This is a genomic window from Nocardia neocaledoniensis (genome assembly GCF_003182135.1).
In the GTDB taxonomy this organism is placed as follows: domain Bacteria; phylum Actinomycetota; class Actinomycetes; order Mycobacteriales; family Mycobacteriaceae; genus Nocardia; species Nocardia neocaledoniensis.
Genome location: NZ_QGTL01000020.1, coordinates 16,778 through 39,779, shown reverse-complemented (window position 1 = coordinate 39,779; position 23,002 = coordinate 16,778). Strand labels below are relative to the sequence as shown.

Sequence of the window (23,002 nt, the reverse complement as noted above, 5' to 3'; positions counted from 1 at the left end):
TGGTGGTCGGTGAACGCATCCCGCGTCTGCGGGCCGAGCGTCGCTGAACCCCGACAGCAGGCCGGCCGCGGCGATCCATAGGGAGTCGCTATCGATACCTCCGGTCGGCCCCGAAGTCCTCGCCCCTCGACAACCTCGGGGGCGAGGACCATGCGATCAGCGGTCGGCGGTCACCAGCTCGCGCTGCACCGGCGCGTCCCAGTCGATGCGGTAGCGGCGTTCGGCGCCCATCGTCTTCTCCGGGTTCATCACCGTCCGCACCATCAGCGGCATCAGGGCGTTCATCACCTTGCGGGCGAACGGGCCTGGCGTCTTGCTGTGGTTGATCTTCGCGGCACGGGCGGTGATGCCCTCGACGCGGGACCGCCGCAACCGCTCGTAGGCCGCGAAAGCCTCGGTGGGCGAGTCGATGTCGCGCAGGCACCGGGCCAGCTGCACGGCGCTCTCGATCGCCAGCGAGGCACCTTGACCCGAGCTGTTGGACGGCGCGTGCACCGCGTCGCCGACCAGGACCATCCGGCCGCGGTACCAGTGCGGTACCGGCGGCATGATGTGCAGCGCCCCGGTGACCTCCAGGTTCTCGGCCGTGGTGCGGCGCGCGAATTCGCCGCCGGGGGTGTCGGGCGCGTAGGTCTCACGCAGGATCCGCAGCCACTGCTCGGCCGGGACCGCGCGGGCTTCGGTCAGCGAGAGATACTGCTTGCTCGGCAGATTCGCGCCCCAGGTGACGTGCCCGTCGGCCTCCTTCCAGTACAGGTAGTAGGCCTTGGCGCCGAACGCGAACACCATGGTGTCGTCCGGCAGGTCGAGGTCGTACTCGACGCGCGCGCCGAAGCCGAGCATGCCGGTGTAGCCGGGGCCTGGCGCGGCCGGGTCGATGAGTCCGCGCACGGTGGACCGGATGCCGTCGGCGCCGATCAGGAGGTCGGCCGTGGCGGTGGTGCCGTCGGTGAAATGCGCGGTGACGCCGTCGGTGTGTTCGTCCACGCGGACCAGTCGCTTGTCGTAGGTGAACGGCACGCCGGCCGCGACCGCGTGATCGTGCAGCACGCGGTGCAGTTCGCCGCGATCGACGACCTGCAGCGGCGGTTGATCGGCCAGGACCGGCAGGATGTGCTCGCGGCCGCCGACCGACAGGCGCGACCCGGCGACGGGGAGCGCGATGGCGCGCACCGCGTCACCGGCGCCGAGCAGATCGAGCGCGGCGACGCCGTTGGGGGCGAGCGCGAGCCCGGAGCCGATGCCCTCGGACGGGCCCGAATAGGCCTCGTACACCTGGGCATCGATGCCGGCTTTGCGCAGGGCGGTGGCGACGACGGGACCGGCGATGCCGCCGCCGATGACGAGTGCGGAACGAGTGGTGGACATGGGTGATCTCCAGATCTGTTCTGCGCGTCACCCAGCTATCCTGTGGTTGCCAGCCTCGTAGCCGGGTGCGCGTGCGTACTTCAGGTGTCGGGACGGTTCCCGGGCTCGGTGGGGTGTTGCCGCACACCACCGGGTCCGGGTTTTCTGTTCGCGGGAGCTAGTCGTTCCCCCTTTCGCCGAGCTCGGCGATCCGCGCGGCCGGCATGCCCTCGGCGTGCCACTGCTGCCAGCGGTCGAGTCCGTCGAACGTGCCGTCGCGCAGTTGCTCGCGCAGCGCGCGCGTCCACGCCGCTTCGGCCTCCAGCATCGCCAGCCCGTATTCGGATTCGATGACGAACAGCCTGGGCAGGGTGCCGGTGAGCGCGGCGAGGTCGGTCCGGGTGCGCTCGATGATCTGGTCGAGCGCGGCGATCCGGTCGCCGAGCAGCTCGATCACCTCGTCGGGCGGCAGGACGGCCAGCACGGAAAGGCCCGCGGTGAAGCGGCGGGCCTCGGGTTCGGGCGCGGCGATCAGTTCCCTGGTCCAGTCGGCCATCTCGGCGCGGCCCGCGTCGGTGATCCGGTAGATCACCCGTTCGGGCCGGGCGCCGTCGCGCTCACTGCCGACGACCTCGAGGAATCCGGCCTTCGCCATGTTCTGGACCACCGTGTAGAGCGAACCCCACTTGATGTCCATGTCCTTGTCTTTGCCGTGGGCGCGCAGGGTGGCGGCGATCTCGTATCGGTGCATCGGCCGCTGCACGATCACCGACAGCACCGCGAGCGCCAGCAGATTGTTGACTTTGCGCTTCGTGGCCACGGCTGCCTCCTTACTCGTCTACGAATATACGTCTACGAGTATTCGGCTGACAAGGTCAGACCTTCACCGGCTCGGCGTCGGCGCCCTGTTCGAGCAGCTTGCCCGCGATGTTCGACAGGGCCTCGTCGAGCAGCGCGCGGTCGGCGGGGTCCTGGTAGTTCCAGTCGTCGAGGCGGTCGCCGAGCCAGCGGCGCCAGCCGGTGCGCAACAGTTCGACCTCGGTGTCACCGCGCTCGGTCAGCGTCAGGGTGCCCGTGTCGTCGCGCAGCAGACCGTCGTCGACCGCGCGCCGGAAGACCGGCGAGAGCACCTCCACCGGCAGCCGGTGCCGGAACGCGATGGCGTACACCGTGGCGGGCTGCCCCTGCTTGCCGTAGAGGTAGACCTGGGCCAGCGCCCACGCGGTGTCGGGGCCGAGCCTGCTGCCCGCCGCCGAGATCAGTTCCGGGATGATCGGTTTCTGGGCGCGCGCCTTGCGCACGGTCGCCGCGACCGCCCGCTCCAGCTGCACCACCCGGTCGTCGGAGTCGGGCATCGAGAAGCCCTCGCCGATGTCGCCCGCGCCGTGCCTGGCGCTGTCGCGCAGGCGCACCTGCGGCAGGAACCAGGCGACCACGAACCCGAGCAGCGCCACCGGGATCACCCAGCGGAAGACGTAGTCGATCGAGTTCGCGTAGGCGTCGATGATCGGCGCGGCCCGCTCGATCGGTAGTTCGCGCAGGACCTGCGGATTCGCCGCCGCCTCCGGCGGGACACCAGGCGAGGCCCGCAACGCCTCGGCGAGCGCGGGCCCGCTCTGGTTGTTGTAGAGGGTGCCGAACACCGCGGTGCCGAAAGCGCTGCCGAGCGTGCGGAAGAAGGTCACGCCCGAGGTGGCCGTACCCAGGTCGGCGTAGGGCACCGTGTTCTGCACGACGATGGTGAGCACCTGCATCGACAGGCCCAGCCCCGCGCCCAGGATCAGCATGTACAGCGATTCCAGCCATACGCTCGTCGCGCGGCCCATCGTCGACATCAGGGCCAGGCCGAGCGCCATCACCGCCATGCCGACGATCGGGAAGTAGCGGTAGCGACCGGTGCGCCCGACCACCTGCCCGGAGAAGATCGAGGTGATGAACAGGCCGACGACCAGCGGCAGGGTGCGCACTCCGGACACCGTGGCCGTCGCGCCGTCGACGTACTGCAGGTACGCGGGCAGATAGGTCATCGAGCCGAGCATCGCGAAGCCGACGATGAAGCTGAGCACCGACGACACCGTGAACACCCGGCTGCGGAACAACCGCATCGGCAGCATCGGCGCCACCGCCCGGTTCTCCACCAGCACGAACCCGATCAGCAACGCTGCGGCCAGCACGAACAACCCGATGATCTGCCAGGACCCCCACGGATACTCGTTGCCGCCGAACTCCAGCCCGAGGATCAGCGCGGAGACGCCGAGCGCGACGAGGCCGATGCCCAGGTAGTCGATCACCGGCCGCGCGACCGAGCGCAGCCGGGGCAGGGTGCGCGCGGCCATCGCGATCATCAGGATCGCCAGCGGCACGTTGACATAGAAGCACCAGCGCCAGCTCGCGTGGTCGGTGAACAGCCCACCCAGGGTCGGCCCGACGACGGTGGTGATGCCGAAGACCGCGCCGAGCGCGCCCTGGTATTTGCCGCGCTCGCGCAGCGGAATGGTGTCGGCGATCAGCGCCATCGAGGTGACCATCAGTCCGCCCGCGCCGACGCCCTGGATGCCCCTGGCCACGATCAGCACGCCCATGCCCGGCGCGAGCCCGGCCAGCGCCGAGCCCGCGATGAAGATCAGGCCGCTCACCTGGAAGAGCAGTTTGCGGCCGAACAGGTCACCGAGCTTGCCCGCGAGCACGGTCGCGACGGCCTCGGCGAGCAGGTAGGCGGTCACCACCCAGGCCATGTGGCCCGCGCTGCCGAGGTCGGCCACGATCGAGGGCAGCGCGGCGGAGACGATGGTCTGATCCAGGGCTGCCATGAGCATGCCGAGCACGATCGTCGCGAAGATGATGTTGATCTTGGCCTTGCTCATCGGCGCGACGGGCTCGTCTACAGCGACACCATCCGGCATGGCCCCAGTATGGGCTTTTCCACCGCGCCCCGGACTTCAGTGACACGGCAGCAAATCGTCAACGATCCTCAGCGCACGGCGTACCCGCCGAGCCCCGGTTCGAGCGCGGCGAAGGCGACGCGCGCGTAATCGACCATGGCCGTGGCGATCTCGTCGTTGGGCTCACCGGCGAGGGTGCGGCGCAGGATCTCCTCGAACAACACCCGGTGCACGCCGGCGAGCTGGGCCGCGGCCACCCGCGGGGTGATGTCGTCGGGCGCGGCGCCGGTGTCCTCGGCCAGCGCGCGGGCCAGCGCGGCCTCGCGGTCCTCGTTGAACTCGCGCAGCCGCGCCACCAGCGCCGGACTGTCGGTGATCATCTTCGCGAACGGCAGGCCGCTGAAGCCGATCACCGGGTCCTGGGCCGCCACCGCCGCGAGATAGGCGCGGCGCAGGGCGGCCAGCGCCGACTCCCCCGGCGCGCGATCGCGCACGATGGCGGCGAGCTGCTCGGCGTAGACCTCGCCCAGGTCGAGGGCGAGATCCTCCTTGCGCGGGAAGTAGTTGGTGACGGTCATCTTGGCCACCTCGGCGGCCGCGGCGACGTCGGCGATGGTCACCCGGTCGAATCCGCGGGCCAGGAACAGCTCGGTCGCCCGGTGCGAGATCTGCTCCCTGGTCTGCTGTTTCTTCCTGGCGCGGAGCCCCTGCTGCGTGGTCATGACATCACCATAGCTGAAGTCGTCATAAATTTATGCTTGACATATTTTTAGGTCGGATCTAAGTTTGTGTTCGTCGCCGAGCGCGACACCGATCGAAGGAGACAGCGCGTGCCGCACGGACCCGATATCGCCGCCCGACCCCGACTCATCCGCACCACCGACGAAGGAGCAGCCGATATGGCCCGATACACGACGATGCGACCCACCCTCGACGACGCGGTCCGCGAGATCCTGACCGCGTCCGCGACTCCGCCGAGCCCACGCCGCGCCGGCACGCCCGGTGCCGCCGCGACCTACCCGGCGGCCCGGCGCCGCGGCACCGGCTCGGCCATCCGCGGCGCGCAGACCAGGTCGACGACCGTGCGCAAGCCGCTGCGGATCCCCGGCCGCTGATCTTCTCCGGGGGTGGGGGCGCACCGTCGCCCCCACCCCCACCTCCCCCGATACCGCCGCTGCCTGGGAGTTCTCTTGTCTGTCACCACCGATCCCGTCCGCGACTACCTGACCGCCATCGCCCGCACTCCCCTGCTCACCCCCGCCGAGGAACACGCGCTCGCCGTGCGCGTCGCCGCGGGGATCGAGGCGCGCGCCGAACTGGCCGAGAACGCCGCGGCCGGTGTCGAACCGAGCGCCGCGCGGCGAGAGCTGTTGCGCCGCATCGAGATCGACGGCCTGCGCGCCAAGGACCACATGGTGCGCGCGAATCTGCGCCTGGTCGTGTCGATCGCGCGCCGGTTCCCCACGAACACGGGGATGTCGCTGCTGGACCTGATCCAGGAGGGCACGCTCGGGTTGATGCGCGCGGTGGAGAAGTTCGACCACCGGCGCGGGCTCAAGCTCTCGACCTACGCCACCTTCTGGATCCGCCAGTCGATCGGCCGCGCGCTGACCGATCAGGGTCGCGCGATCCGGCTGCCCTCGAACGTCGCCGACGTGCTGCACCGGGTGATCCGCGTCCGGCGTGAGCTCACCCATCAGCTGGGCCGCTCGGTCACCGTCGAGGAGCTGGCCGCGGCCGCCGAGCTCACCGTCGCCCAGGTCGAGGCGATGCTGCGGTACGAGGCCGAGCCGGTGTCGCTGCACGCGCCCGTCGGCGAGGACACCGAACTGGGCGCGCTGCTTCCCGATGCCGCGCCCGCGCCCGCCGAGGTGGTCGCGCGGCGGATGATCCCGGGCCATCTCGCCACCGCGCTGGCCGGGCTCACCGAGCGCGAGTCCACGGTGATCCGGCTGCGCTACGGCCTGGATCGCGGCGAGGGCCGCACGCTGGAGGAGGTGGGATCCGAACTCGGCGTCTCGCGGGAGCGGGCCCGCCAGATCGAGGCGAAGGCGATGACCAAGCTCCGCAGGCCCGGCTGCGCCCGTACGCTGGCGGGGCTGCTCGACTGAACCCTATGCGCCGATCTTACCGAAGAGTAAGATCCGGGGCATGGCATGGAAACCAACTGACATCGCGGACCAGACCGGGCGCACGTTCGTGATCACCGGGGCCAACGGCGGCCTCGGTGCCGAGACCACCAGGGTGCTGGCGGACAAGGGCGCCACCGTGATCATGGCCTGCCGCAACGCGGCCAAGGCCAAGCCGATCGCCGACGCCATCCCCGGCGATGTCCGCGTGGCCGCCCTCGATCTGGCCAGCCTGGCTTCCGTGCGCGCGTTCGCCGAGCAGCAGGGCGAGTTCGACGTGCTGATCAACAACGCGGGCCTGATGAACATCCCGTTCTCGCGCACCGCCGACGGGTTCGAGACCCAGTTCGGCGTCAACCACCTCGGCCACTTCGCCCTCACCGGCCTGCTGCTGGACAAGATCACCGATCGGGTGGTCACCCTGGCCAGCATCGCCCACAAGCAGACCCCCAAGCTGTGGATCGACGACCTCAACTACGAGAACCGCCGCTACCAGCGCAATCTCGCCTACGCCCAGGCCAAGCTGGCCAATCTCATGTTCGGTCGCGAACTCCAGCGCAGGCTCAGCGAGGCGGGGTCGCCGACGAAGTCGTACGCCGTGCACCCCGGCGTCTCGGCGACCGACCTGTTCGCCCGCACCGAGACCCCGCTCGACCGGGTCAGCAAGCCGTTCATCAAGCTCATCGGCCATCCGCCGGCCAAGGCCGCGCACTCCACCCTGTTCGCCGCCACCGAACCCGACGCCGATCCGACCGTCTACTGGGGTCCCAACCGGTGGATGCAGTCGCAGGGCCCGGTCGAGGCATGCCCGTCGAGCGGCATCTCGCGCGATCCGGAACTGCTGCGCAGGCTGTGGACCGAATCCGAGCGGATGACGGGGATCACCTACAAGTTCTGACCTCGCGACCTGCTCCTACGCCGCGTGTAGTAGGCGGGTACCGTGGAGCGCGTGTCCGCTTCACCCGAACGCCCCGCGCACAACAAGCCGGCCCTGATCGCGCTGGTCGTTGTCGTCGCCGCGGGCTGCCTCGCGCTGGCCTGGTGGCAGTGGGAACGGTTCGAGTCGGCGTCGGGCACCGGACAGAACCTCGGCTACGCGCTGCAGTGGCCGCTGTTCGCCGCGTTCGCGGTGTTCGCCTACGTCCGCTTCGTGCGGCTCGAGCGCGAGGCCGAGGAACCGGCGACGGCCGCCGACAAGGCCCGTCCGGAGGCGCCGCGCGAGATCCCCGCCGGGATCCTGCCCGAACGCCCGAAGGCCGCGCCCACCGACGACCCGGAGACGGTCGCCTACAACGAGTACCTGGCGAGTCTGCACGCCAACGACATCGACGCGCACGTCCGCTCGGCCGGGCCGCGCGCCACGGAGAGGAACGCCGGGTGACCACCGACAAAGACACCACCGCACCGTCGCTCGACCAGGATCGGGCGCCCGCGGCGGGCGCCGCCAAGATCCGCCCGGCGCTGCAGCGCTACCGGGTGCTGGCGTGGGTCACCGGCCTGTGGCTGCTGCTGCTCACCATCGAGATGATCGCCAAGTACGGCTTCGGCGTCGACACCCCGAGCTGGATCGCGGTCGTGCACGGCTGGGTGTACTTCGCCTACCTGCTCGTCACCGCCGACCTCGCGGTCAAGGTGCGCTGGCCCATCGGCCGTACCGTCGGCACCCTGATCGCAGGCACCATCCCGCTGCTCTCGTTCTTCGTCGAGCACCGCAACGCCAAGGACGTCAAGCAGCAGTTCGGCCTCTGATCCCACGACAAAAGCGCCGCCGCCCCGGATTCCGGAGCGGCGGCGCTGTCGTTGGCCCAGTTGATCACGCGAGCACCAGGCTTCGGTGGAGAAACGGCTTTCACCCGATGCCGCCGCAGGCGCCCGATGATCTCGAGCGTGCGTTTACGCCAGCGCGGCGAGGGTGGGAATGAGCTGAGTGAGTGCCCGGCCGCGGTGGGAGACGGCGTCCTTCTCCTCCGGGGTGAGGTCGGCGGCGCTGCCGGTGCCGCCCTCGGGGAGGAACAGCGGGTCATAGCCGAAGCCGCCCGCACCGGAGGGCTGGCGGGCGATGCTGCCGCGCCATTCGCCGCGGACCACGGTGGTGGTGCCGTCGGGCAGCACGAGAGCGCAGGTGGAGACGAATGCCGCGCCGCGCCGCTCGTCGGGGACGTCGCCGAGCTGGCCGAGCAGCAGGGCGTTGTTGGCCTCGTCGTCGCCGTGCCGGCCGGACCAGCGGGCCGAGAGCACGCCGGGCATCCCGTTGAGCGCGTCCACCTCGATCCCGGAATCGTCGGCCACACAGGGCAATCCGGTGGCGACGGCGCCGTCACGCGCCTTGGCGATCGCGTTCTCTTCGAAGGTGGCGCCGGTCTCGGGCGCCTCCTCGTAGGGCGGCACGTCGGCCAGGCTCACCAGTTCGATCCCGGCCACGCCGGCCTCGTCGAGGATGCGGCGCAGTTCCTTCAGCTTCTTGGCATTCCGGCTGGCGACCAGCACGCGCACGGCCACGGGCTACTTCTTTCCCGCGGGCTCGGGCAGCACGCCCGGGTACGGCAGCGCCAGCACTTCCTTCTGCACGGCGAACAGCTGCTCGCAGCCGGCCAGCGCGGAATCGAGCAGCTTGTCCAGGGTCGAGCGCGGGAACGTCGCGCCCTCGCCGGTGCCCTGGATCTCGACCAGGGTGCCGGTGTCGGTGGCGACCACGTTCATGTCGACCTCGGCGCGCGAATCCTCCTCGTAGGGCAGGTCCAGACGCACCCGGCCGTCGACGACGCCGACGCTCACCGCGGCGATCATGCACGAAATCGGCTGCGGGTCGGCCAGTTTGCCCGCGGCGGCCAGATAGGTGACCGCGTCGGAGAGCGCCACGTAGGCGCCGGTGATGGCGGCGGTGCGGGTGCCGCCGTCGGCCTGCAGCACGTCGCAGTCGAGGGCGATGGTGTTCTCGCCGAGCGCGGCCAGGTCGATGCAGGCGCGCAGCGAGCGGCCGATCAGCCTGCTGATCTCCTGGGTGCGGCCACCGACCTTGCCCTTCACCGACTCGCGTCCGCTGCGGGTGTGGGTCGCGGCGGGCAGCATCGCGTATTCCGCGGTGAGCCAGCCCAGCCCGGAATCCCGGCGCCACGGCGGCACGCCCTCGGTGACGCTGGCCGTGCACATCACCCGGGTCTGGCCGAACTCCACCAGCACCGATCCCGCCGGATGCGTGGTGAAGCCACGGGTGATCCTTACCTCGCGGAGTTCGTCATCCGCCCTGCCATCGGCTCGTCTCGACACGAGCCTGAGTGTATTGGCCGACGGCGATCCGGGGCGGGCGGGGGCTAGAGGTCGAAGGTTTCGCCCGGTGCCACCGCGTGGACGGGACCGGAGAAGGCGGCCTTGGCCTCGGCGATGACGTCCTCGCGCGAAGTCCACGGCGGAATGTGGGTGAGCAGCAGTTCCTTCGCGCCCGCGCGGGTGGCGATCTCGCCGGCCTCGGTGCCCGAAAGGTGAATGCCGGGAGGACGATTCGCGGGATCGTGGGTCCAGGAGGCCTCGGACATGAGCACGTCGGCGCCCTGGGCCAGCTCGACGACGGCGTCGCACATCGCGGTGTCGCCGGTGTAGACGAAGACGCGGCCGTCGGCCGCGGTGATCCGCAGGCCGTAGGACTCCGGCGGGTGGTACATGCGGCGGGCTTCGACCGTGTGGCCCGGCCCGAACGGCACCGGGACGTTCTCGGCCCAGGCCTGCGAGTCGATCACGTCGGACCAGTCGTCGGTCTCGCCGCCGATCTCGGCGGAGGCGTTGCCGATCCGCAGCGCGGCGTCGGACGGGCCGCGCACCAGCGCCCGGCCCTGCGGCGGGTTCGGGTGGTAGCGGCGCCAGACCAGCAGCGCGGGCAGGTCGAGGCAGTGGTCCGCGTGCAGGTGGGTGAGGAAGATGTCGACGTCACCCGGGTTCATGTGCTTCTGCAGCGCGCCGAAGACGCCGGGGCCGAAGTCGATGACGGTCGGCCTCATGTCAGGGCCGGTCAGCAGGTACCCCGACGCTGGGGAGTCCGGGCCGGACACGCTGCCCGAGCACCCGAGGACGGTAAGGCGCATGCCCCCATGCTGCCACGACGTGCTGGTGCTCAATGCAGGATCCCCCCATATTCCAGACCGGACCCCCGGCTACCGCGTTGGTACTGCGCGGCCGACCGATGCTCCACGGCGGCGTCGACGTTCATCACCAGAGAGTACCCAGCCCGCCAGGACTCCACCCACCGCCCCGAAAAGATGTCCCTGCCAAGAAATTAGGGGATCGCTGGGCAGCACGCCCCACAGCATCGAGCCGTAGAACAGGAAGATCACCACGCCGAGCACGATCTGCCCCACATTGCGGGCGAACCACCCACGGCAGATCAGATAGGTCAGCCAGCCGAACACCAGCGACGACGCGCCCACGTGCACGCTGCCGGTGGAACCCGTCAGCCAGGTGCCGACCCCGGCGACCACCCACACGATCGCGGTGGCCGCGATACCGCGCCCGATCCCGGACAGCAGCACCAGGAATCCGAGCACCAGCAGCGGCAGGGTGTTGGCGAGCAGATGGTCCCAGCCACCGTGCAGCAGCGGCGCCCACAGGATGCCGTCGAGCCCGTCGACCTCGCGCGGTTCGATACCGCCCGCGTCGAGTTGCCCCGGCGCGCCCGCGGGCCGGTCGGCCGAGAGCACCGCGTCGACGCCCTCGATCACATACAGCGACCCGACGAATCCGACGATCACCACGGCCGCGCGCGTCCACGCCTTGACCAAGCCCCGCCGCTCGGGCGGCTGCGCACCGGTCTGCCCGCGCAGCCCGGCGATCCGATCCGGATCGAACGACGCCCCTACCCCACCGCTCACCGACATCGCCTCCGTTCGGGCCGGGCTCGTCACGGAGCCCACTCCCTCCCAAGGGTACCGATCAGGCCCAGAGCTGCCCGTCGAGTTTCTCCTCGGCTTCGTCGAGGGTGCCGTCGTAGGCGCCGGTGGACAGGTACTTCCAACCGCCGTCGGCGACGACGAAGGCGATGTCGGCGCGCCTGCCCGCCTTCTGCGCCTTCTTCGCCACGCCGAGCGCGGCGTGCAGGATGGCGCCGGTGGAGATCCCGGCGAAGATGCCCTCCTCGCCGACGAGTTCGCGGGTGCGCTTGACCGCGTCGTACGGGCCGACGGAGAAGCGCGTGGTGAGCACGGTCTCGTCGTAGAGCTCGGGGATGAAGCCCTCGTCGATGTTGCGCAGGCCGTAGACGAGTTCGCCGTAGCGCGGTTCGGCGGCGACGATCTCGATGCCCGGCACCTTCTCGCGCAGGAACCGGCCGGTGCCCATCAGGGTGCCGGTGGTGCCGAGTCCGGCGACGAAGTGGGTGATCTCGGGCAGGTCGGCCAGCAGTTCGGGGCCGGTGGTCTCGTAGTGCGCGAGCGCGTTGGCCGGGTTGCCGTACTGGTACAGCATCACCCAGTCGGGATTCTGCGCCGCGATCTCCTTGGCCATCGCGACGGCTTGGTTCGAGCCGCCCGCCGCGGGCGAATCGATGATCTCGGCGCCGAACATGGTGAGCAGCTGACGCCGCTCCACCGAGGTGTTCTCCGGCATCACGCACACGATCCGGTAACCCTTGAGCTTGGCCGCCATGGCCAGCGAGATCCCGGTGTTGCCGCTGGTCGGCTCGAGAATCGTGCAGCCGGGCGTGAGCCGCCCGTCGGCCTCGGCCTGCTCGATCATCCGCAGCGCGGGGCGGTCCTTGATCGAGCCGGTCGGGTTGCGGTCCTCGAGCTTGGCCCACAGGCGGACGTGGTCGTCACCGTCCCACTGCGGGGACAGGGTGCGCAGCCCGACCAGCGGCGTGTTGCCGAGGGTCGCGATCAGCGATTCGTAGCGGGCCACGTCAGCGCGCGCCGCCGGCCACGGCCGGAAGGATGGTGACCGACGCGCCGGCGGGGACCTCGGCGTCGAGGCCGCCGGCGAAGCGCACGTCCTCGTCGTCGACGTAGATGTTGACGTAGCGGTTCAGCTTGCCGTCCTTGAGCAGCCGCTCGGCCAGCCCGGGGTGGTTGGCCTCGAGGTTCTCGATGAGCGCCGAGAGGGTCTCGCCCTCACCCTGGACGCGCTTCTCGCCTCCGGTGAGACCTCGCATGATGGTCGGAATGGACACGGTTACCGGCATGGGGACTCCTCGGGTGTGACTGTCGTTCGTTGGGGTTCAGGCGTCGTAGGACTCGACGACCCGGACGGGCTCTTCGGTGACCTCGCCGTCGACGATGCGGTAGCTGCGCAGTTCGTGCACTTCCGGGTCGCGGGTGGAGATCAGCACGTAGTGCGCGAACGGCTCGGAGGCGTAGGAGATGTCGGTGCGGCTCGGGTAGGCCTCGGTGGCGGTGTGCGAGTGGTAGATGACGACGGGGGTCTCGTCGGCGTCGTCCATCGCGCGCCAGACCTTCAGCTGTTCCCCGGAATCGAAGCGGTAGAAGGTGGGCGAGCGTTCGGCGTTGAGCATGGCGACGAAGCGCTCCGGCCGGTCGCTGCCCTCGGGCCCGGCGATGATCCCGCAGGCCTCGTCGGGGTGGTCGGCGCGCGCGTGCGCCACCATCGCGTCCACGAGATCGGCCCTGATCACCAGCACTTCCTCGACCCTTTCCACAAACCGTCCAGCGTGCTGTCGAGCACCACCTCGACAACGACTCACCCTATTCGGGTATTCCAGGCGCCGCGCACACCGGTCCCCATCAGCGCGGGAACAGATCCCGGTAGGCGGGGATGCCCGCGATCGAGGTCGCGCTGAGCACCGCGTCGACGACCGCGCGTTCCACCGCCACCGCGGCGGCCGTGCACAGATCGTCGAGCAGCAGCAGATCGCCGGGGAAGGCGCCGGGCAGTGGGACGGGCGCGACCTCGATCGCGCCGGTGGACAGCGCGAACAGGGTGTCGCCGTCGAGCGGTGAGTGCACGGGACGGATCGCGCGGGCCAAGCCGTCGTGCGCGGTGGCGGCGAGGCGGCGGCACGATATCGGGTCGAGCGCGGCGTCGGTGGCGATCACGCCGATCGTGGTGTTGAGCACGATGCTCTTCACCGGCAGCGCGTTGAGCGCGGCGATCTCGGCGTCGGTGCCGGGCCGCAGGCCGAAGAATTCGGGGCCGTCGGTGCCTGCGCCCCACGGCAGGCCGGTGCGCGGATCGACCACGGACCCGACGGGATTGGCGACGATCACCGCGCCGACGGTGACGCCTTCGCCGGGCCCGTCGGTGAGAACCACACTCGCCGAACCGATTCCGCCCTTGAGCGCACCGGCCCGCGCGCCGACCCCCGCGCCCGCCGTGCCCCGCGCGAACTCGGTCGAGGCGGCCTCGGCGGCGCGGAAGCCGAAGTCGGCGTCGGGGCGGATGTCCCACGCGCCCACCGGCAGATCGAAGATCACCGCGGCGGGCACGATCGGTACCACCCGGCGCGGGTCGGTGGGGTCCATCGGGATGCCCTCGCCGTGTTCCTCCGCCCAGCGCATCACGCCGTCGGCGGCGGCCAGGCCGTAGGCGCTGCCGCCGGTGAGCAGCACCGCGTTGAGCTGACGCACCGTATTGGCCGGATCGAGCAGATCGGTTTCCCTGGTGCCGGGCCCGCCGCCGCGCACATCGACCGAGGCGGTCGCCCCGCCGGGCACCCTGATCACGGTGCAGCCGGTCGCGGCGCCGGTGCCGAGGGTGACGTCGTCGTCGAGCACGTGGTGGTGGCCGACGAGCACGCCCGCCACATCGGTGATCGCGTCGCGTGGACCGGGGGTGCTGCGCATCTGTCGACCCTCCTGGGCGATTCGTGCGGGTGCGGAAGGCCAGGAAATCAGGGGGCGAGCGCCTGCAGCAGCGAATCCTGCATCCAGGTCAGCCAGTGGTAGACGTCCAGGTGCGGCGCCCGCGGATCGCTCGGATCGAAGTGGTCGGGCGTGTCGTCGTCGATGTCGAGCAGGGTGCCCAGCGCCAGGCGGACATCGGTGAGCGCGGCCAGCCACGCGTCGGCCTGCTCCGGGGTGAGCACGATCTTGCCGCCCGCCTCGGGGCAGCTGTCCAGGACCACCCGGCCCGCGGCCAGCTTCGCGTCGATGATCTCGGGCTCGTGCAGGCTACGCAGGGCGGCGTTGAGATCGGCGCGCTTGGCGTCGGGCGAGCCCGGCTCGGCCCGGTGGAAATCGGGCAGCAGACGCAGCAGTTGCGGGTCGTCGGGTGGGGTGGAGTTGCCGGTGCGCAGGCCGGTGAGGGCGGCGAGTTCGTCCTCGGGGGTCTCGGCGGCGCGGTCGCTGAGCAGTCCGGAGACGGCGCCGATCAGGGAGCGCAGAACCGTGGCCTCGTGCTCGTCCATCTCGGACCGCAGTTTGAGGCCACTCAGTGAGTTCTTCCTGCTCCACTTCCGCACAGGGTTACACGGTACTCAGTCGTCGCGCTGCATGGTCGCCCAGAGCCCCGCGGCGTGGAGCCGCCGCACATCCTGTTCCATCTTGTCGCGGGAGCCGGAGGACACGACCGCCTTGCCTTCGTTGTGCACCTGCAGCATCAACTCGGTCGCCTTGGCTTTGCTGTAGCCGAAGAGCTTCTGGAAGATGTAGGTGACGTAGTGCATGAGGTTCACCGGGTCGTCCCAGACGACGGTGACCCATGGTCGGTCCTCGGCCTCGAGGATCTCGGTGTTCTCGACGGCCTCCGGAGTCGCCTGCGCCGCGGACAGTGCGGCGTTCACGGCGTCGGTGGCGGCGCCGGCTCGAACGGAATTGCACACGGCCATAAACCCCAGGGTACGACGCGGCCCCACAGAAACAACACCCGGCGTGACTACAGTTTCGGGTGTGCAGATCCGTGACGAGGCCAGCACCGCGCTGCTGACCGACCAGTACGAGCTGACCATGCTGGCCGCCGCGCTGGCCGACGGGTCGGCCCATCGCGCGTGCACCTTCGAGGTGTTCGCCCGGCGCTTGCCCAACGGCCGTCGCTACGGCGTGGTCGCGGGCACCGGCCGGGTGCTGGAGGCGCTGACCCGATTCCGCTTCGGCGAGCCCGAGCTCGCGATCGCGGCGAAGTTCCTCGACCCGGCCACCGTCGACTGGCTGCGGTCCTACCGCTTCACCGGCGACATCGACGGCTACGCCGAGGGCGAGCTGTACTTCCCCGGCTCGCCGATCCTCACCGTGCGCGGCAGCTTCGCCGAATGTGTGCTGCTCGAGACGCTGATCCTGTCGATCCTCAATCACGACAGCGCCATCGCCTCGGCGGCGGCGCGGATGGTGAGCGCGGCGGCGGGCAGGCGGATGATCGAGATGGGCTCGCGCCGCACCCACGAGCTGGCCGCGCCGTCGAGTTCGCGCGCCGCCTATCTGGCCGGTTTCGACGCGACCTCCAATCTGGAAGCCGTGCGCAGCTTCGGCGTGCCGGGCGCGGGGACCAGCGCGCACGCGTTCACCCTGCTGCACAGCGGCGCCGACGGTGAGCACGAGGCGGCCGCCTTCCGCAGCCAGGTCGAGGCGCTCGGCGTCGGCACCACGCTGCTGGTGGACACCTTCGACATCACCAGGGGCGTCGCGACGGCGATCGAGGTCGCAGGCACCGAGCTCGGCGGCGTGCGGATCGACTCGGGTGATCTCGGCGTGCTGGCCAGGCAGGTCCGCGATCAGCTCGACGGCCTCGGCGCCACCGGCACCCGCATCGTGGTCTCCGGCGACCTCGACGAATACGCGATCGCGGCCCTGCGCGCCGAGCCGGTCGACGTCTACGGCGTCGGTACCTCGCTGGTGACCGGGTCCGGCGCGCCGACGGCGGGGATGGTCTACAAGCTGGTGGAGGTGGAGGGCGTTCCGGTCGCCAAGCGCAGCAGCCACAAGCAGTCGCGCGGCGGCACCAAGAAGGCGGTGCGCCTGGCCCGCGCGACCGGCACCATCGTCGAGGAGATCGTCTATCCGGAGGCGGGAGAAGCGCCGTCCACCAACGGATTCCAGGTGCGCGAGCTGCAGGTGCCGCTGGTGCGCGACGGCGCGGTGTGCGACGGGACCGCCACGCTGGCGCAGAGCCGGGAGCTGGTGGCGCGCGGGCTGGTCAGCCTGCCGTGGGAGGGGCTCAAGCTGTCGGCGGGCGAACCCGCGGTGCCGACGACGTTCCTGGGCTGAGTGGTCCGCGCGCGCCTGCCTCGCGGATCGGTGCCCCGGCGCCCGCCGACGAGGGGATCCGGCGCCGGCGGGCGGACCACCTCGACCGGGTGGCCGACCCGGCGGGGTGGGCGGAGAATGAGGGCGTCGGACCCGGCGGGCAGAGGCGCGGGCCAGCGCGATCGTGGAGTGGAGGACAGTATGGGACGCGGTCTGGTGATCGTGGACGTGCAGAACGACTTCTGCGAGGGCGGTTCGCTCGCGGTGACCGGCGGCGCCGCGGTGGCCGCGGCGATCAGTGAGTTCGTCGCCGGGCAGGACTACGACGCGGTGGTCGCGACCAGGGACCATCACGTCGATCCCGGTGAACACTTCTCCGCGGAGCCCGACTATGTCGACACCTGGCCGCCGCACTGCCGCGTCGGCACGCCCGGCGCCGACTTCCATCCGGCGCTGGACACCGGCCTGGTGGAGGAGGTCTTCTCCAAGGGCGAGTACTCCGCGGCCTACTCCGGTTTCGAGGGAGCCGCCGCGGACGGCACTCCGCTGGCCGACTGGCTGCGGGCACGGGGGATCGACTCCGTCGACGTGGTCGGCATCGCCACCGACCACTGCGTGCGCGCCACCGCGCTGGACGCCCGCACCGCGGGGTTCGACACCAGAGTGCTGCTCGATCTCACGGCCGGTGTCGCGCCGGACACCGTCGCCGCCGCCCTCACCACCCTGCGTGACGCCGGGGTCGAGCTGTCGGGCACCCTGCCCGCCTGACCTACCCTGCACGCATGGACTACCGATTCCCGGCGCCGACGCGCGACCGGCTGACGACCGCGCTGGCCGAGGTCGACAGCATCCACGACGCCGCCGACATCGTGTTCTGGTCCAACCCCGGCACCGAGGAGCTGCGGCGGCGCGGCATCGGTGCCTTCGCCGAACTGCCGCCCGCCTTCGCCCACCTGCTGGCCCTGGCGAGCCTGCACGCCACGGTCCTCGACGCCGGCTTCAGCGGTTACCTGCGCACCCGCCGCAGCGAACTGCCCTGGGCCACAAGGGGTCTGCGCGCGGCCGGGATGCCGCAACTGGCCGCGGCCGCCGTTCTGACCGCCCGCGACTTCTCCCCCAGCTCCCCCGACGACGACCTCGACCGCTTCTTCGACGACGAGCACCAGACCCTCGCCGCCCCCGGCCGCATCCGCCGCCCCGACGGCGACCGCGCCGACGACCCCGACGAGATCTACGACATCAACGAGCCCGCCGATTTCGAACACCGCATCCTCGACTACATCCGCGCCAACCTCGACGACTTCGTCCGGGAGTACTGAGGCGGACGGACTTGTCGTGGGAGGCGGATAAGCTGCCTGCGTGCCCGAACTTCCTCCCGTCGCCGAACTGCTCGCCACCGCCGTGCACGCGCTGGGAGGGAAGGAGCGCACCGGGCAGACCACCATGGCCACCGCCGTCGACCACGCGATCGACACCAAGGAGCACCTGGCCGTGCAGGCCGGGACCGGCACCGGCAAGTCGCTGGCCTACCTTGTGCCGAGCCTGCGGCACGCGGTGCGGACGGGGCGCACGGTGGTCGTCTCCACGGCGACGATCGCGCTGCAGCGTCAGCTCGTCGACCGCGATCTGCCGCGGCTGGCCGAGGCGCTGAGCAAGCCGCTCGGCCGCACGCCGCAGTTCGCGATCCTCAAGGGCCGCAACAACTATCTGTGCCTGAACAAGATCAACAGTGTCATCCCGGAGGACACGGGCGAGGCCGAACTGTTCGACGCCTTCGCCATCTCCAAGCTGGGCCGCGAGGTGCAGCGCCTCAACGAGTGGGCTTCCGACACCGAGACCGGCGACCGCGACGAGATCGCGCCCGGCGTGAGCGACCGGGCCTGGCGGCAGGTGAGCGTGTCCTCGCGCGAATGCCTGGGCAAGACCCGCTGCCAGTTCGGCCAGGACTGCTTCGCCGAGAAGGCGCGCACGGAATCGGCGCAGGCCGACGTGGTGGTCACCAATCACGCTCTGCTCGCGATCGACGCGATCAGCGGCATCCAGGTCCTGCCCGAGCACGATGTCGTGGTGATCGACGAGGCGCACGAACTGGTCGACCGGGTCACCGGCGTCGCGACCGCCGAACTGGCCGCGACCGCGATCAGCGCCGCGGCCCGCCGCTGCACCAAGCTGATCGACGAACGCGAGGTCGACCGGCTCGAGGGTGCCGCCGAGGCCTTCCACGAGGCGCTCGAGGACATGCCGCCCGGCCGCTGGGACCAGCTGCCCGACGGCATCGCCCCCGTGCTCGCCCTGGTCCGCGACGCCGCGTGGAACGCGCGCACCGCGATCGCGCCGCAGGGCAGCGTCAAGGCCACCGACGATCCGGACAACGCGGCGGCCCGCACCATGGCGGTGGCCGCCATCGACGAGGTGCACGATGCCGCCGTGCGCGCCCTGACCGCGTTCGAGGAGGCGGATCCGGCCGCGCGCCGCGACGTCATCTGGCTCTCGGCCGACGAGATCCGCGGCGTCGCGCGGCGCACCCTGCGGATGGCGCCGCTGTCGGTGGGCGGGCTGCTGCGCAGCAGGCTGTTCGGCACCGCGACGGTCGTGCTCACCTCGGCGACGCTGCAGATCGGCGGCTCCTTCGACAGCCTTGCCATCACCTGGGGACTGCCGTCGCAGGCCGCGGGCAAGGTCGATCCCGCGTTGGCCAACGGCGCCACCGCGCCGGCCGATACGGAGTCGGTGCGCTGGAGTTCCCTCGATGTCGGCTCCCCGTTCGATCACGCCAAGTCCGGCATCCTCTATGTCGCCAAGCATCTGCCCCCGCCGGGTCGCGACGGCCTCTCGCCGGCCTATCTCGACGAGATCGAGCAGCTGATCACCTCGGCGGGCGGCCGCACGCTGGGGCTGTTCTCCTCGATGCGCGCCGCCAAGGCGGCCACCGAGGCACTGCGCCAACGCCTCGACACCCCGGTACTGTGCCAGGGCGACGATTCGATGGGCGCGCTGGTCCGCAAGTTCGCCGACGACCCCGAGACCTCGCTTTTCGGCACACTCACCCTGTGGCAGGGCGTGGATGTGCCCGGCCCGTCGCTGAGCCTGGTGATCCTGGACCGCATTCCGTTCCCCCGCCCCGACGATCCGCTGCTCACGGCGCGCCAGCGGGCGGTCGAGTCGCGCGGCGGCAACGGGTTCATGACGGTGGCGGCCAATCACGCGGCCCTGCTGCTCGCACAGGGCACCGGCAGGCTGCTGCGCAGTGTGGACGACCGCGGTGTGGTCGCCATCCTGGATTCGCGCCTGGCGACCGCCCGCTACGGCGGATACCTGCGCGCCTCGCTGCCGCCGTACTGGGAGACCACCGATCCCGAGGTCGTGTCGAAGGCGTTGCGCAGGCTCACCGCCTCGGCCTAGCGCGACCGAGTCGTGCAATTCGCATGACCACAACGGTGAATTCGCTACCGGGCGAAAGCATCTCATGAGAACGTTGGCAGATGAAGCACCACGCCGATGGCGAGGTACTCGGCGAATTTCTGGTCAGCGCAAGATCTTTGGCCGAGTACCGCGCGATGTTTCACCTGTCCGACGACGATCTCACCGGTCGCCGAATCCTCGATTGTCCCGGCGGCGCGGCGAGTTTCACCGCTGAAGCCAGCGCGCTCGGCGCCGCGGTCACCGCGGTCGACCCCATCTATGCGCGTCCCACCACCGATCTGGCCGAAGACGCCGTCACCGAGAACGACCGCGCGGTGGCGTGGGCCGCCGCCAACGCGCACCGCTACCGCTGGGACTGGTACGGCTCCCCCGACGGGCACGCCGCCATCCGCCGCGGCGCCGCCCGGCGCTTCGCGGCCGACGTGCGCACCGAGCCGCACCGCTACATCGCGGCGAGCCTGCCCGAGCTACCGTTTCCGGACAAGTCCTTCGACCTGTCGCTGAGCTCGCACCTGCTGTTCAGCTACGCCGACCGCCTCGACGCCGAATTCCACCTGGCGGCGCTGCACGAACTCGCGCGGGTCACCGCCGGGGAGGCGCGCCTGTATCCCCTGCTCGACTACACCGGCGCGCCCCTGGACGACCTGGTCGGCCACCTGCGCACCGAACTGCACGACAAGGGCATCCCCACCGCGCTGCGCAAGGTCCGCTACGAGTTCCACCACGGCGCCGACACCATGCTGGTCCTGCAACCCGCCGCCTGACCTGGCCCGGACCGGGCGAGCTGATAGGGATCGCCTACCAATGGCGGGCCGCGACGCGAACCCGGTCGGGGCGGCGGTAGGTTCTTAGACGTGCATACGATGCGAGCCGAGCGGTAGCACGGCTGTGGTGGAGAAAAATCGACGCGCGGTGCTCCCGCACAAGATCTCGACGCTCCTCCTGCTACTCGGCACCGCCGTCGCCGGCGTGACGCTGTTGTTCGCCACCATGGACCCGCACATGATCAGCGGCGGCATCCTCGCCGGCGGTCTCGATGTCCACATCTACCGCGACGGCGGCTGGCGGGTCCTGCACGATCGGGCGCTCTACATCGAGCCGACCCATCTCGGACTGCTCTACACCTACACCCCGTTCTCGGCGCTGGTGTTCCTGCCGCTGCTGCTGATCCCGTGGGGCGCGGTCACCAACACCTGGATGGGGCTCAATCTCCTGGTGCTGTTCGCGGTCGTGCTGCAGAGCTGGCGCATGCTGGGCTACCGGGTGACCACTCGTCTGGTCCTTGTCAGCATCTTGATCACGCTGGCCTGCACGTTCGCCGAGCCCGTGCGCACGACGCTGTACTACGGCCAGATCAATCTGTGGCTGATGCTGCTGGTGCTGTGGGACTTCTCCCGGCCCGAGGGCAGCAGGCTGCGCGGGCTCGGGGTGGGCATCTCGGCGGGCATCAAACTGACGCCGCTGTACTTCGTCGCCCAGTACCTCGCGCAGCGGCAGTGGCGCGCCGCGGCCACCGCGGCGCTCACCTTCGTGGCGACGATCGGACTCACCGCGCTGGTCCTGCCCCGCGATTCCTATCAGTACTGGACCTCGACGTTCTTCCAGTCGGGCCGCATCGCCCCCGACGCCCACCCGTCGAACCAGTCACTGCGCGGCGCCATCGCGCATCTCGTGCACGGGCCCGCGCCGATCTGGTTGTGGCTGCTGATCGCGGTGCCGGTGGCGCTGCTGGCCATGTGGCTCGCGGCCGCGCTGGCCCGGCGCGGTGAACAGCTGCTGTCGGTGACGCTCGGCGGGCTCACCGCCTGCGCCGTCTCCCCGTATTCCTGGGGCCACCACTGGGTCTGGTTCGTCCCGCTGATGGTGTATCTGATCCACCGCGCGCAGGGCCGTGGCCGCTGGTGGCTCGCCGCGGGCGCGCTGTATGTCGCCATCGCGGCCTGGACCTACACCTACACGCCCACGTGGGTCAGCGTCGGCACGTTCCTGCTCCCACCGTGGTGGCCGGGCATCCAGCTCCTGATGAACGTCTACGTGATCATCTATCTGCTGGTCCTGGTCGGGGTCGTCCAGCTGCTCCGTGCCGAGCCACCCGCGCCGATCGAACCGATCATCCTCGATCCGCCTGCCGCTGAACGGGTTTCGCACGCCATCCGGCCGCCGAAGGTCGTCGGCGGGGCGCACCCTGACGACGACCGCCCGGCGATGGTCGACTGAGCCCTAGCCGCAGGCCCAGTCGAACACGCCCGATTCCAGGTCGAGCTGGGCGTTGCCGCCGCCGAAGTTCATGCCCGAGACCTCCTCGATCTCCAGGTAGTACGGGGTCAGCCCCTCGGGCAGCGCCTGCACGGGGAACGCGGTGCCGCCCAGATGGGAGCGGCCGAAGAGCGGTTCGGCCCACGGGGTCCAGCCGGAGTCCTCGGTGAGCGGGTCCTGGTAGCGGGTGTTCGGTTCGTACTCGACCGGCGGGATGCCGACATTCGGATCGGCGACGCGCTCGGCCAACCAGACGCCGACGGTGGGATGCAGGTCGTCCCAGGCGTTACAGCCCTCGTCGCTCGCGACCGGGGAGCCGGGCGCGCGCACGTCGGCGGGCGGGGCGACCGGACCGCCCGCGAACTCCTCCTCGGTGAGCCAGATCAGCGCGAACACCCCGCCGATCTCGTCGTGCAGCAGCTGCAGCTGCGAGTGCAGGCGGGTGGCGGCCAGATCGCGCGCGATCGGGTCGTCGGAGGCGGCGTCAGGAGCCACCGGATCGTTCGCGTCGGCGAACTGACCCTCCCCCTGGAAGAAGGCGATGGCGGGGAATTTCGGGCCACGCCGCTGGAAGTCGGCGGGCAGTCGCAGGGTGAGCGCGTGCATCATCGGCAGCCCGGTGACCGGCCCGCGCGGCCAGGTGGCCGGGTCGATCGCGGGGCCCTCGCTGCCGATCCAGCCGGAGCGCACCGGCGCGTCGAGGGTCAGCGGTTCCCCGCCGGGCGTCTCCGCCAGCTTGTCCGCCGAATCTCCGAAACCCAGGTCGTAAGCCTTCATCGCAGCTCTCCTCTTCGACGCGCGGACGATGCCGTGGCGCCGCTTCGACCGGCGCCGACGCCGAGGGTAATCG

The 23,002-nt window shown here is 70.6% G+C and carries 26 protein-coding genes; 11 read left to right on the top strand and 15 right to left on the bottom strand.

The features are described 5' to 3' along the window. Window positions 1–156: 156 nt before the first annotated feature. The 4 genes from DFR69_RS32890 to DFR69_RS32875 form a co-directional block, all read right to left on the bottom strand. Window positions 157–1,368 carry an FAD-dependent monooxygenase gene (locus DFR69_RS32890; RefSeq protein ID WP_110041596.1) on the bottom strand — a complete coding sequence of 404 codons (1,212 nt, stop codon included), beginning with the start codon at window positions 1,366–1,368 and terminating at the stop codon, window positions 157–159. Between the two features lie 157 nt (window positions 1,369–1,525). Continuing rightward, window positions 1,526–2,167: a PadR family transcriptional regulator gene (locus DFR69_RS32885; RefSeq protein WP_110041595.1), complete on the bottom strand. Its 642-nt coding sequence runs from the start codon at window positions 2,165–2,167 to the stop codon at window positions 1,526–1,528. A 55-nt stretch (window positions 2,168–2,222) separates the two neighbouring features. After that, on the bottom strand, window positions 2,223–4,250 hold the full coding sequence (locus DFR69_RS32880) for an MDR family MFS transporter (protein ID WP_244198579.1): 2,028 nt from the start codon (window positions 4,248–4,250) through the stop codon (window positions 2,223–2,225). Window positions 4,251–4,318: 68 nt separating this feature from the next. Then, window positions 4,319–4,951 (bottom strand): TetR/AcrR family transcriptional regulator, encoded by a 633-nt coding sequence (locus DFR69_RS32875; protein ID WP_110041593.1) that lies wholly within the window; start codon window positions 4,949–4,951, stop codon window positions 4,319–4,321. A gap of 177 nt (window positions 4,952–5,128) precedes the next feature. On the opposite strand from DFR69_RS32875, the gene DFR69_RS32870 reads away from it, so the two are divergent. The 5 genes from DFR69_RS32870 to DFR69_RS32850 all read left to right on the top strand — a co-directional run bounded on the left by DFR69_RS32870 (window position 5,129) and on the right by DFR69_RS32850 (window position 8,107). After that, window positions 5,129–5,344, top strand: a complete 216-nt coding sequence (locus DFR69_RS32870) for a hypothetical protein (RefSeq protein WP_146229485.1) — start codon at window positions 5,129–5,131, stop codon at window positions 5,342–5,344. A gap of 75 nt (window positions 5,345–5,419) precedes the next feature. Continuing rightward, a complete protein-coding gene (locus DFR69_RS32865) occupies window positions 5,420–6,340 on the top strand; it encodes a sigma-70 family RNA polymerase sigma factor (RefSeq protein ID WP_110041591.1) in 921 nt (306 codons plus the stop codon). Between the two features lie 40 nt (window positions 6,341–6,380). Next, the gene (locus DFR69_RS32860) at window positions 6,381–7,256 is read left to right on the top strand and encodes an oxidoreductase (protein ID WP_110041590.1); all 876 of its coding nucleotides are present in this window, start codon (window positions 6,381–6,383) and stop codon (window positions 7,254–7,256) included. Window positions 7,257–7,307: 51 nt separating this feature from the next. Then, on the top strand, window positions 7,308–7,739 hold the full coding sequence (locus DFR69_RS32855) for a transcriptional regulator (RefSeq protein ID WP_232997022.1): 432 nt from the start codon (window positions 7,308–7,310) through the stop codon (window positions 7,737–7,739). A 68-nt stretch (window positions 7,740–7,807) separates the two neighbouring features. After that, window positions 7,808–8,107, top strand: a complete 300-nt coding sequence (locus DFR69_RS32850) for a DUF3817 domain-containing protein (RefSeq protein WP_110041621.1) — start codon at window positions 7,808–7,810, stop codon at window positions 8,105–8,107. 144 nt (window positions 8,108–8,251) lie between these two features. Here DFR69_RS32850 and rdgB read toward each other — a convergent pair whose 3' ends face one another. From rdgB to clpS, 10 genes are all read right to left on the bottom strand, one after another. Next, complete coding sequence (gene rdgB / locus DFR69_RS32845; RefSeq protein ID WP_110041588.1) at window positions 8,252–8,857, bottom strand: RdgB/HAM1 family non-canonical purine NTP pyrophosphatase; 606 nt, start codon at window positions 8,855–8,857, stop codon at window positions 8,252–8,254. Between the two features lie 3 nt (window positions 8,858–8,860). Further along, window positions 8,861–9,625 carry a ribonuclease PH gene (gene rph, locus DFR69_RS32840; RefSeq protein WP_110041587.1) on the bottom strand — a complete coding sequence of 255 codons (765 nt, stop codon included), beginning with the start codon at window positions 9,623–9,625 and terminating at the stop codon, window positions 8,861–8,863. A gap of 44 nt (window positions 9,626–9,669) precedes the next feature. Beyond that, window positions 9,670–10,434 (bottom strand): cyclic nucleotide-degrading phosphodiesterase, encoded by a 765-nt coding sequence (locus DFR69_RS32835; protein WP_167456492.1) that lies wholly within the window; start codon window positions 10,432–10,434, stop codon window positions 9,670–9,672. A gap of 69 nt (window positions 10,435–10,503) precedes the next feature. After that, complete coding sequence (locus DFR69_RS32830; protein WP_244198582.1) at window positions 10,504–11,223, bottom strand: rhomboid family intramembrane serine protease; 720 nt, start codon at window positions 11,221–11,223, stop codon at window positions 10,504–10,506. Window positions 11,224–11,278: 55 nt separating this feature from the next. Next, complete coding sequence (locus tag DFR69_RS32825; protein ID WP_110041585.1) at window positions 11,279–12,241, bottom strand: PLP-dependent cysteine synthase family protein; 963 nt, start codon at window positions 12,239–12,241, stop codon at window positions 11,279–11,281. Window position 12,242: 1 nt separating this feature from the next. Beyond that, window positions 12,243–12,521, bottom strand: a complete 279-nt coding sequence (locus DFR69_RS32820) for a MoaD/ThiS family protein (protein ID WP_110041584.1) — start codon at window positions 12,519–12,521, stop codon at window positions 12,243–12,245. 36 nt (window positions 12,522–12,557) lie between these two features. After that, window positions 12,558–12,977 (bottom strand): M67 family metallopeptidase, encoded by a 420-nt coding sequence (locus tag DFR69_RS32815; protein ID WP_110041619.1) that lies wholly within the window; start codon window positions 12,975–12,977, stop codon window positions 12,558–12,560. A gap of 103 nt (window positions 12,978–13,080) precedes the next feature. Then, a complete protein-coding gene (locus tag DFR69_RS32810) occupies window positions 13,081–14,139 on the bottom strand; it encodes a P1 family peptidase (protein WP_110041583.1) in 1,059 nt (352 codons plus the stop codon). 47 nt (window positions 14,140–14,186) lie between these two features. Beyond that, window positions 14,187–14,756, bottom strand: a complete 570-nt coding sequence (gene aosR / locus DFR69_RS32805) for an oxidative stress transcriptional regulator AosR (protein WP_110041582.1) — start codon at window positions 14,754–14,756, stop codon at window positions 14,187–14,189. A gap of 15 nt (window positions 14,757–14,771) precedes the next feature. After that, window positions 14,772–15,122, bottom strand: a complete 351-nt coding sequence (gene clpS / locus DFR69_RS32800; protein WP_110041581.1) for an ATP-dependent Clp protease adapter ClpS — start codon at window positions 15,120–15,122, stop codon at window positions 14,772–14,774. A gap of 61 nt (window positions 15,123–15,183) precedes the next feature. On the opposite strand from clpS, the gene DFR69_RS32795 reads away from it, so the two are divergent. The 6 genes from DFR69_RS32795 to DFR69_RS32770 all read left to right on the top strand — a co-directional run bounded on the left by DFR69_RS32795 (window position 15,184) and on the right by DFR69_RS32770 (window position 22,113). Further along, window positions 15,184–16,494, top strand: a complete 1,311-nt coding sequence (locus DFR69_RS32795) for a nicotinate phosphoribosyltransferase (RefSeq protein ID WP_110041580.1) — start codon at window positions 15,184–15,186, stop codon at window positions 16,492–16,494. Window positions 16,495–16,674: 180 nt separating this feature from the next. Next, window positions 16,675–17,241: an isochorismatase family protein gene (locus tag DFR69_RS32790; protein WP_110041579.1), complete on the top strand. Its 567-nt coding sequence runs from the start codon at window positions 16,675–16,677 to the stop codon at window positions 17,239–17,241. A gap of 14 nt (window positions 17,242–17,255) precedes the next feature. Continuing rightward, window positions 17,256–17,792: a DMP19 family protein gene (locus DFR69_RS32785; protein ID WP_110041578.1), complete on the top strand. Its 537-nt coding sequence runs from the start codon at window positions 17,256–17,258 to the stop codon at window positions 17,790–17,792. A 40-nt stretch (window positions 17,793–17,832) separates the two neighbouring features. Then, window positions 17,833–19,875: an ATP-dependent DNA helicase gene (locus DFR69_RS32780; RefSeq protein WP_110041577.1), complete on the top strand. Its 2,043-nt coding sequence runs from the start codon at window positions 17,833–17,835 to the stop codon at window positions 19,873–19,875. 80 nt (window positions 19,876–19,955) lie between these two features. Then, window positions 19,956–20,660: a methyltransferase domain-containing protein gene (locus DFR69_RS32775; RefSeq protein ID WP_167456491.1), complete on the top strand. Its 705-nt coding sequence runs from the start codon at window positions 19,956–19,958 to the stop codon at window positions 20,658–20,660. Between the two features lie 127 nt (window positions 20,661–20,787). Further along, window positions 20,788–22,113 carry a glycosyltransferase 87 family protein gene (locus DFR69_RS32770; RefSeq protein ID WP_244198578.1) on the top strand — a complete coding sequence of 442 codons (1,326 nt, stop codon included), beginning with the start codon at window positions 20,788–20,790 and terminating at the stop codon, window positions 22,111–22,113. 3 nt (window positions 22,114–22,116) lie between these two features. Here DFR69_RS32770 and DFR69_RS32765 read toward each other — a convergent pair whose 3' ends face one another. After that, the gene (locus DFR69_RS32765; protein WP_110041576.1) at window positions 22,117–22,929 is read right to left on the bottom strand and encodes a hypothetical protein; all 813 of its coding nucleotides are present in this window, start codon (window positions 22,927–22,929) and stop codon (window positions 22,117–22,119) included. Window positions 22,930–23,002: the final 73 nt, after the last annotated feature.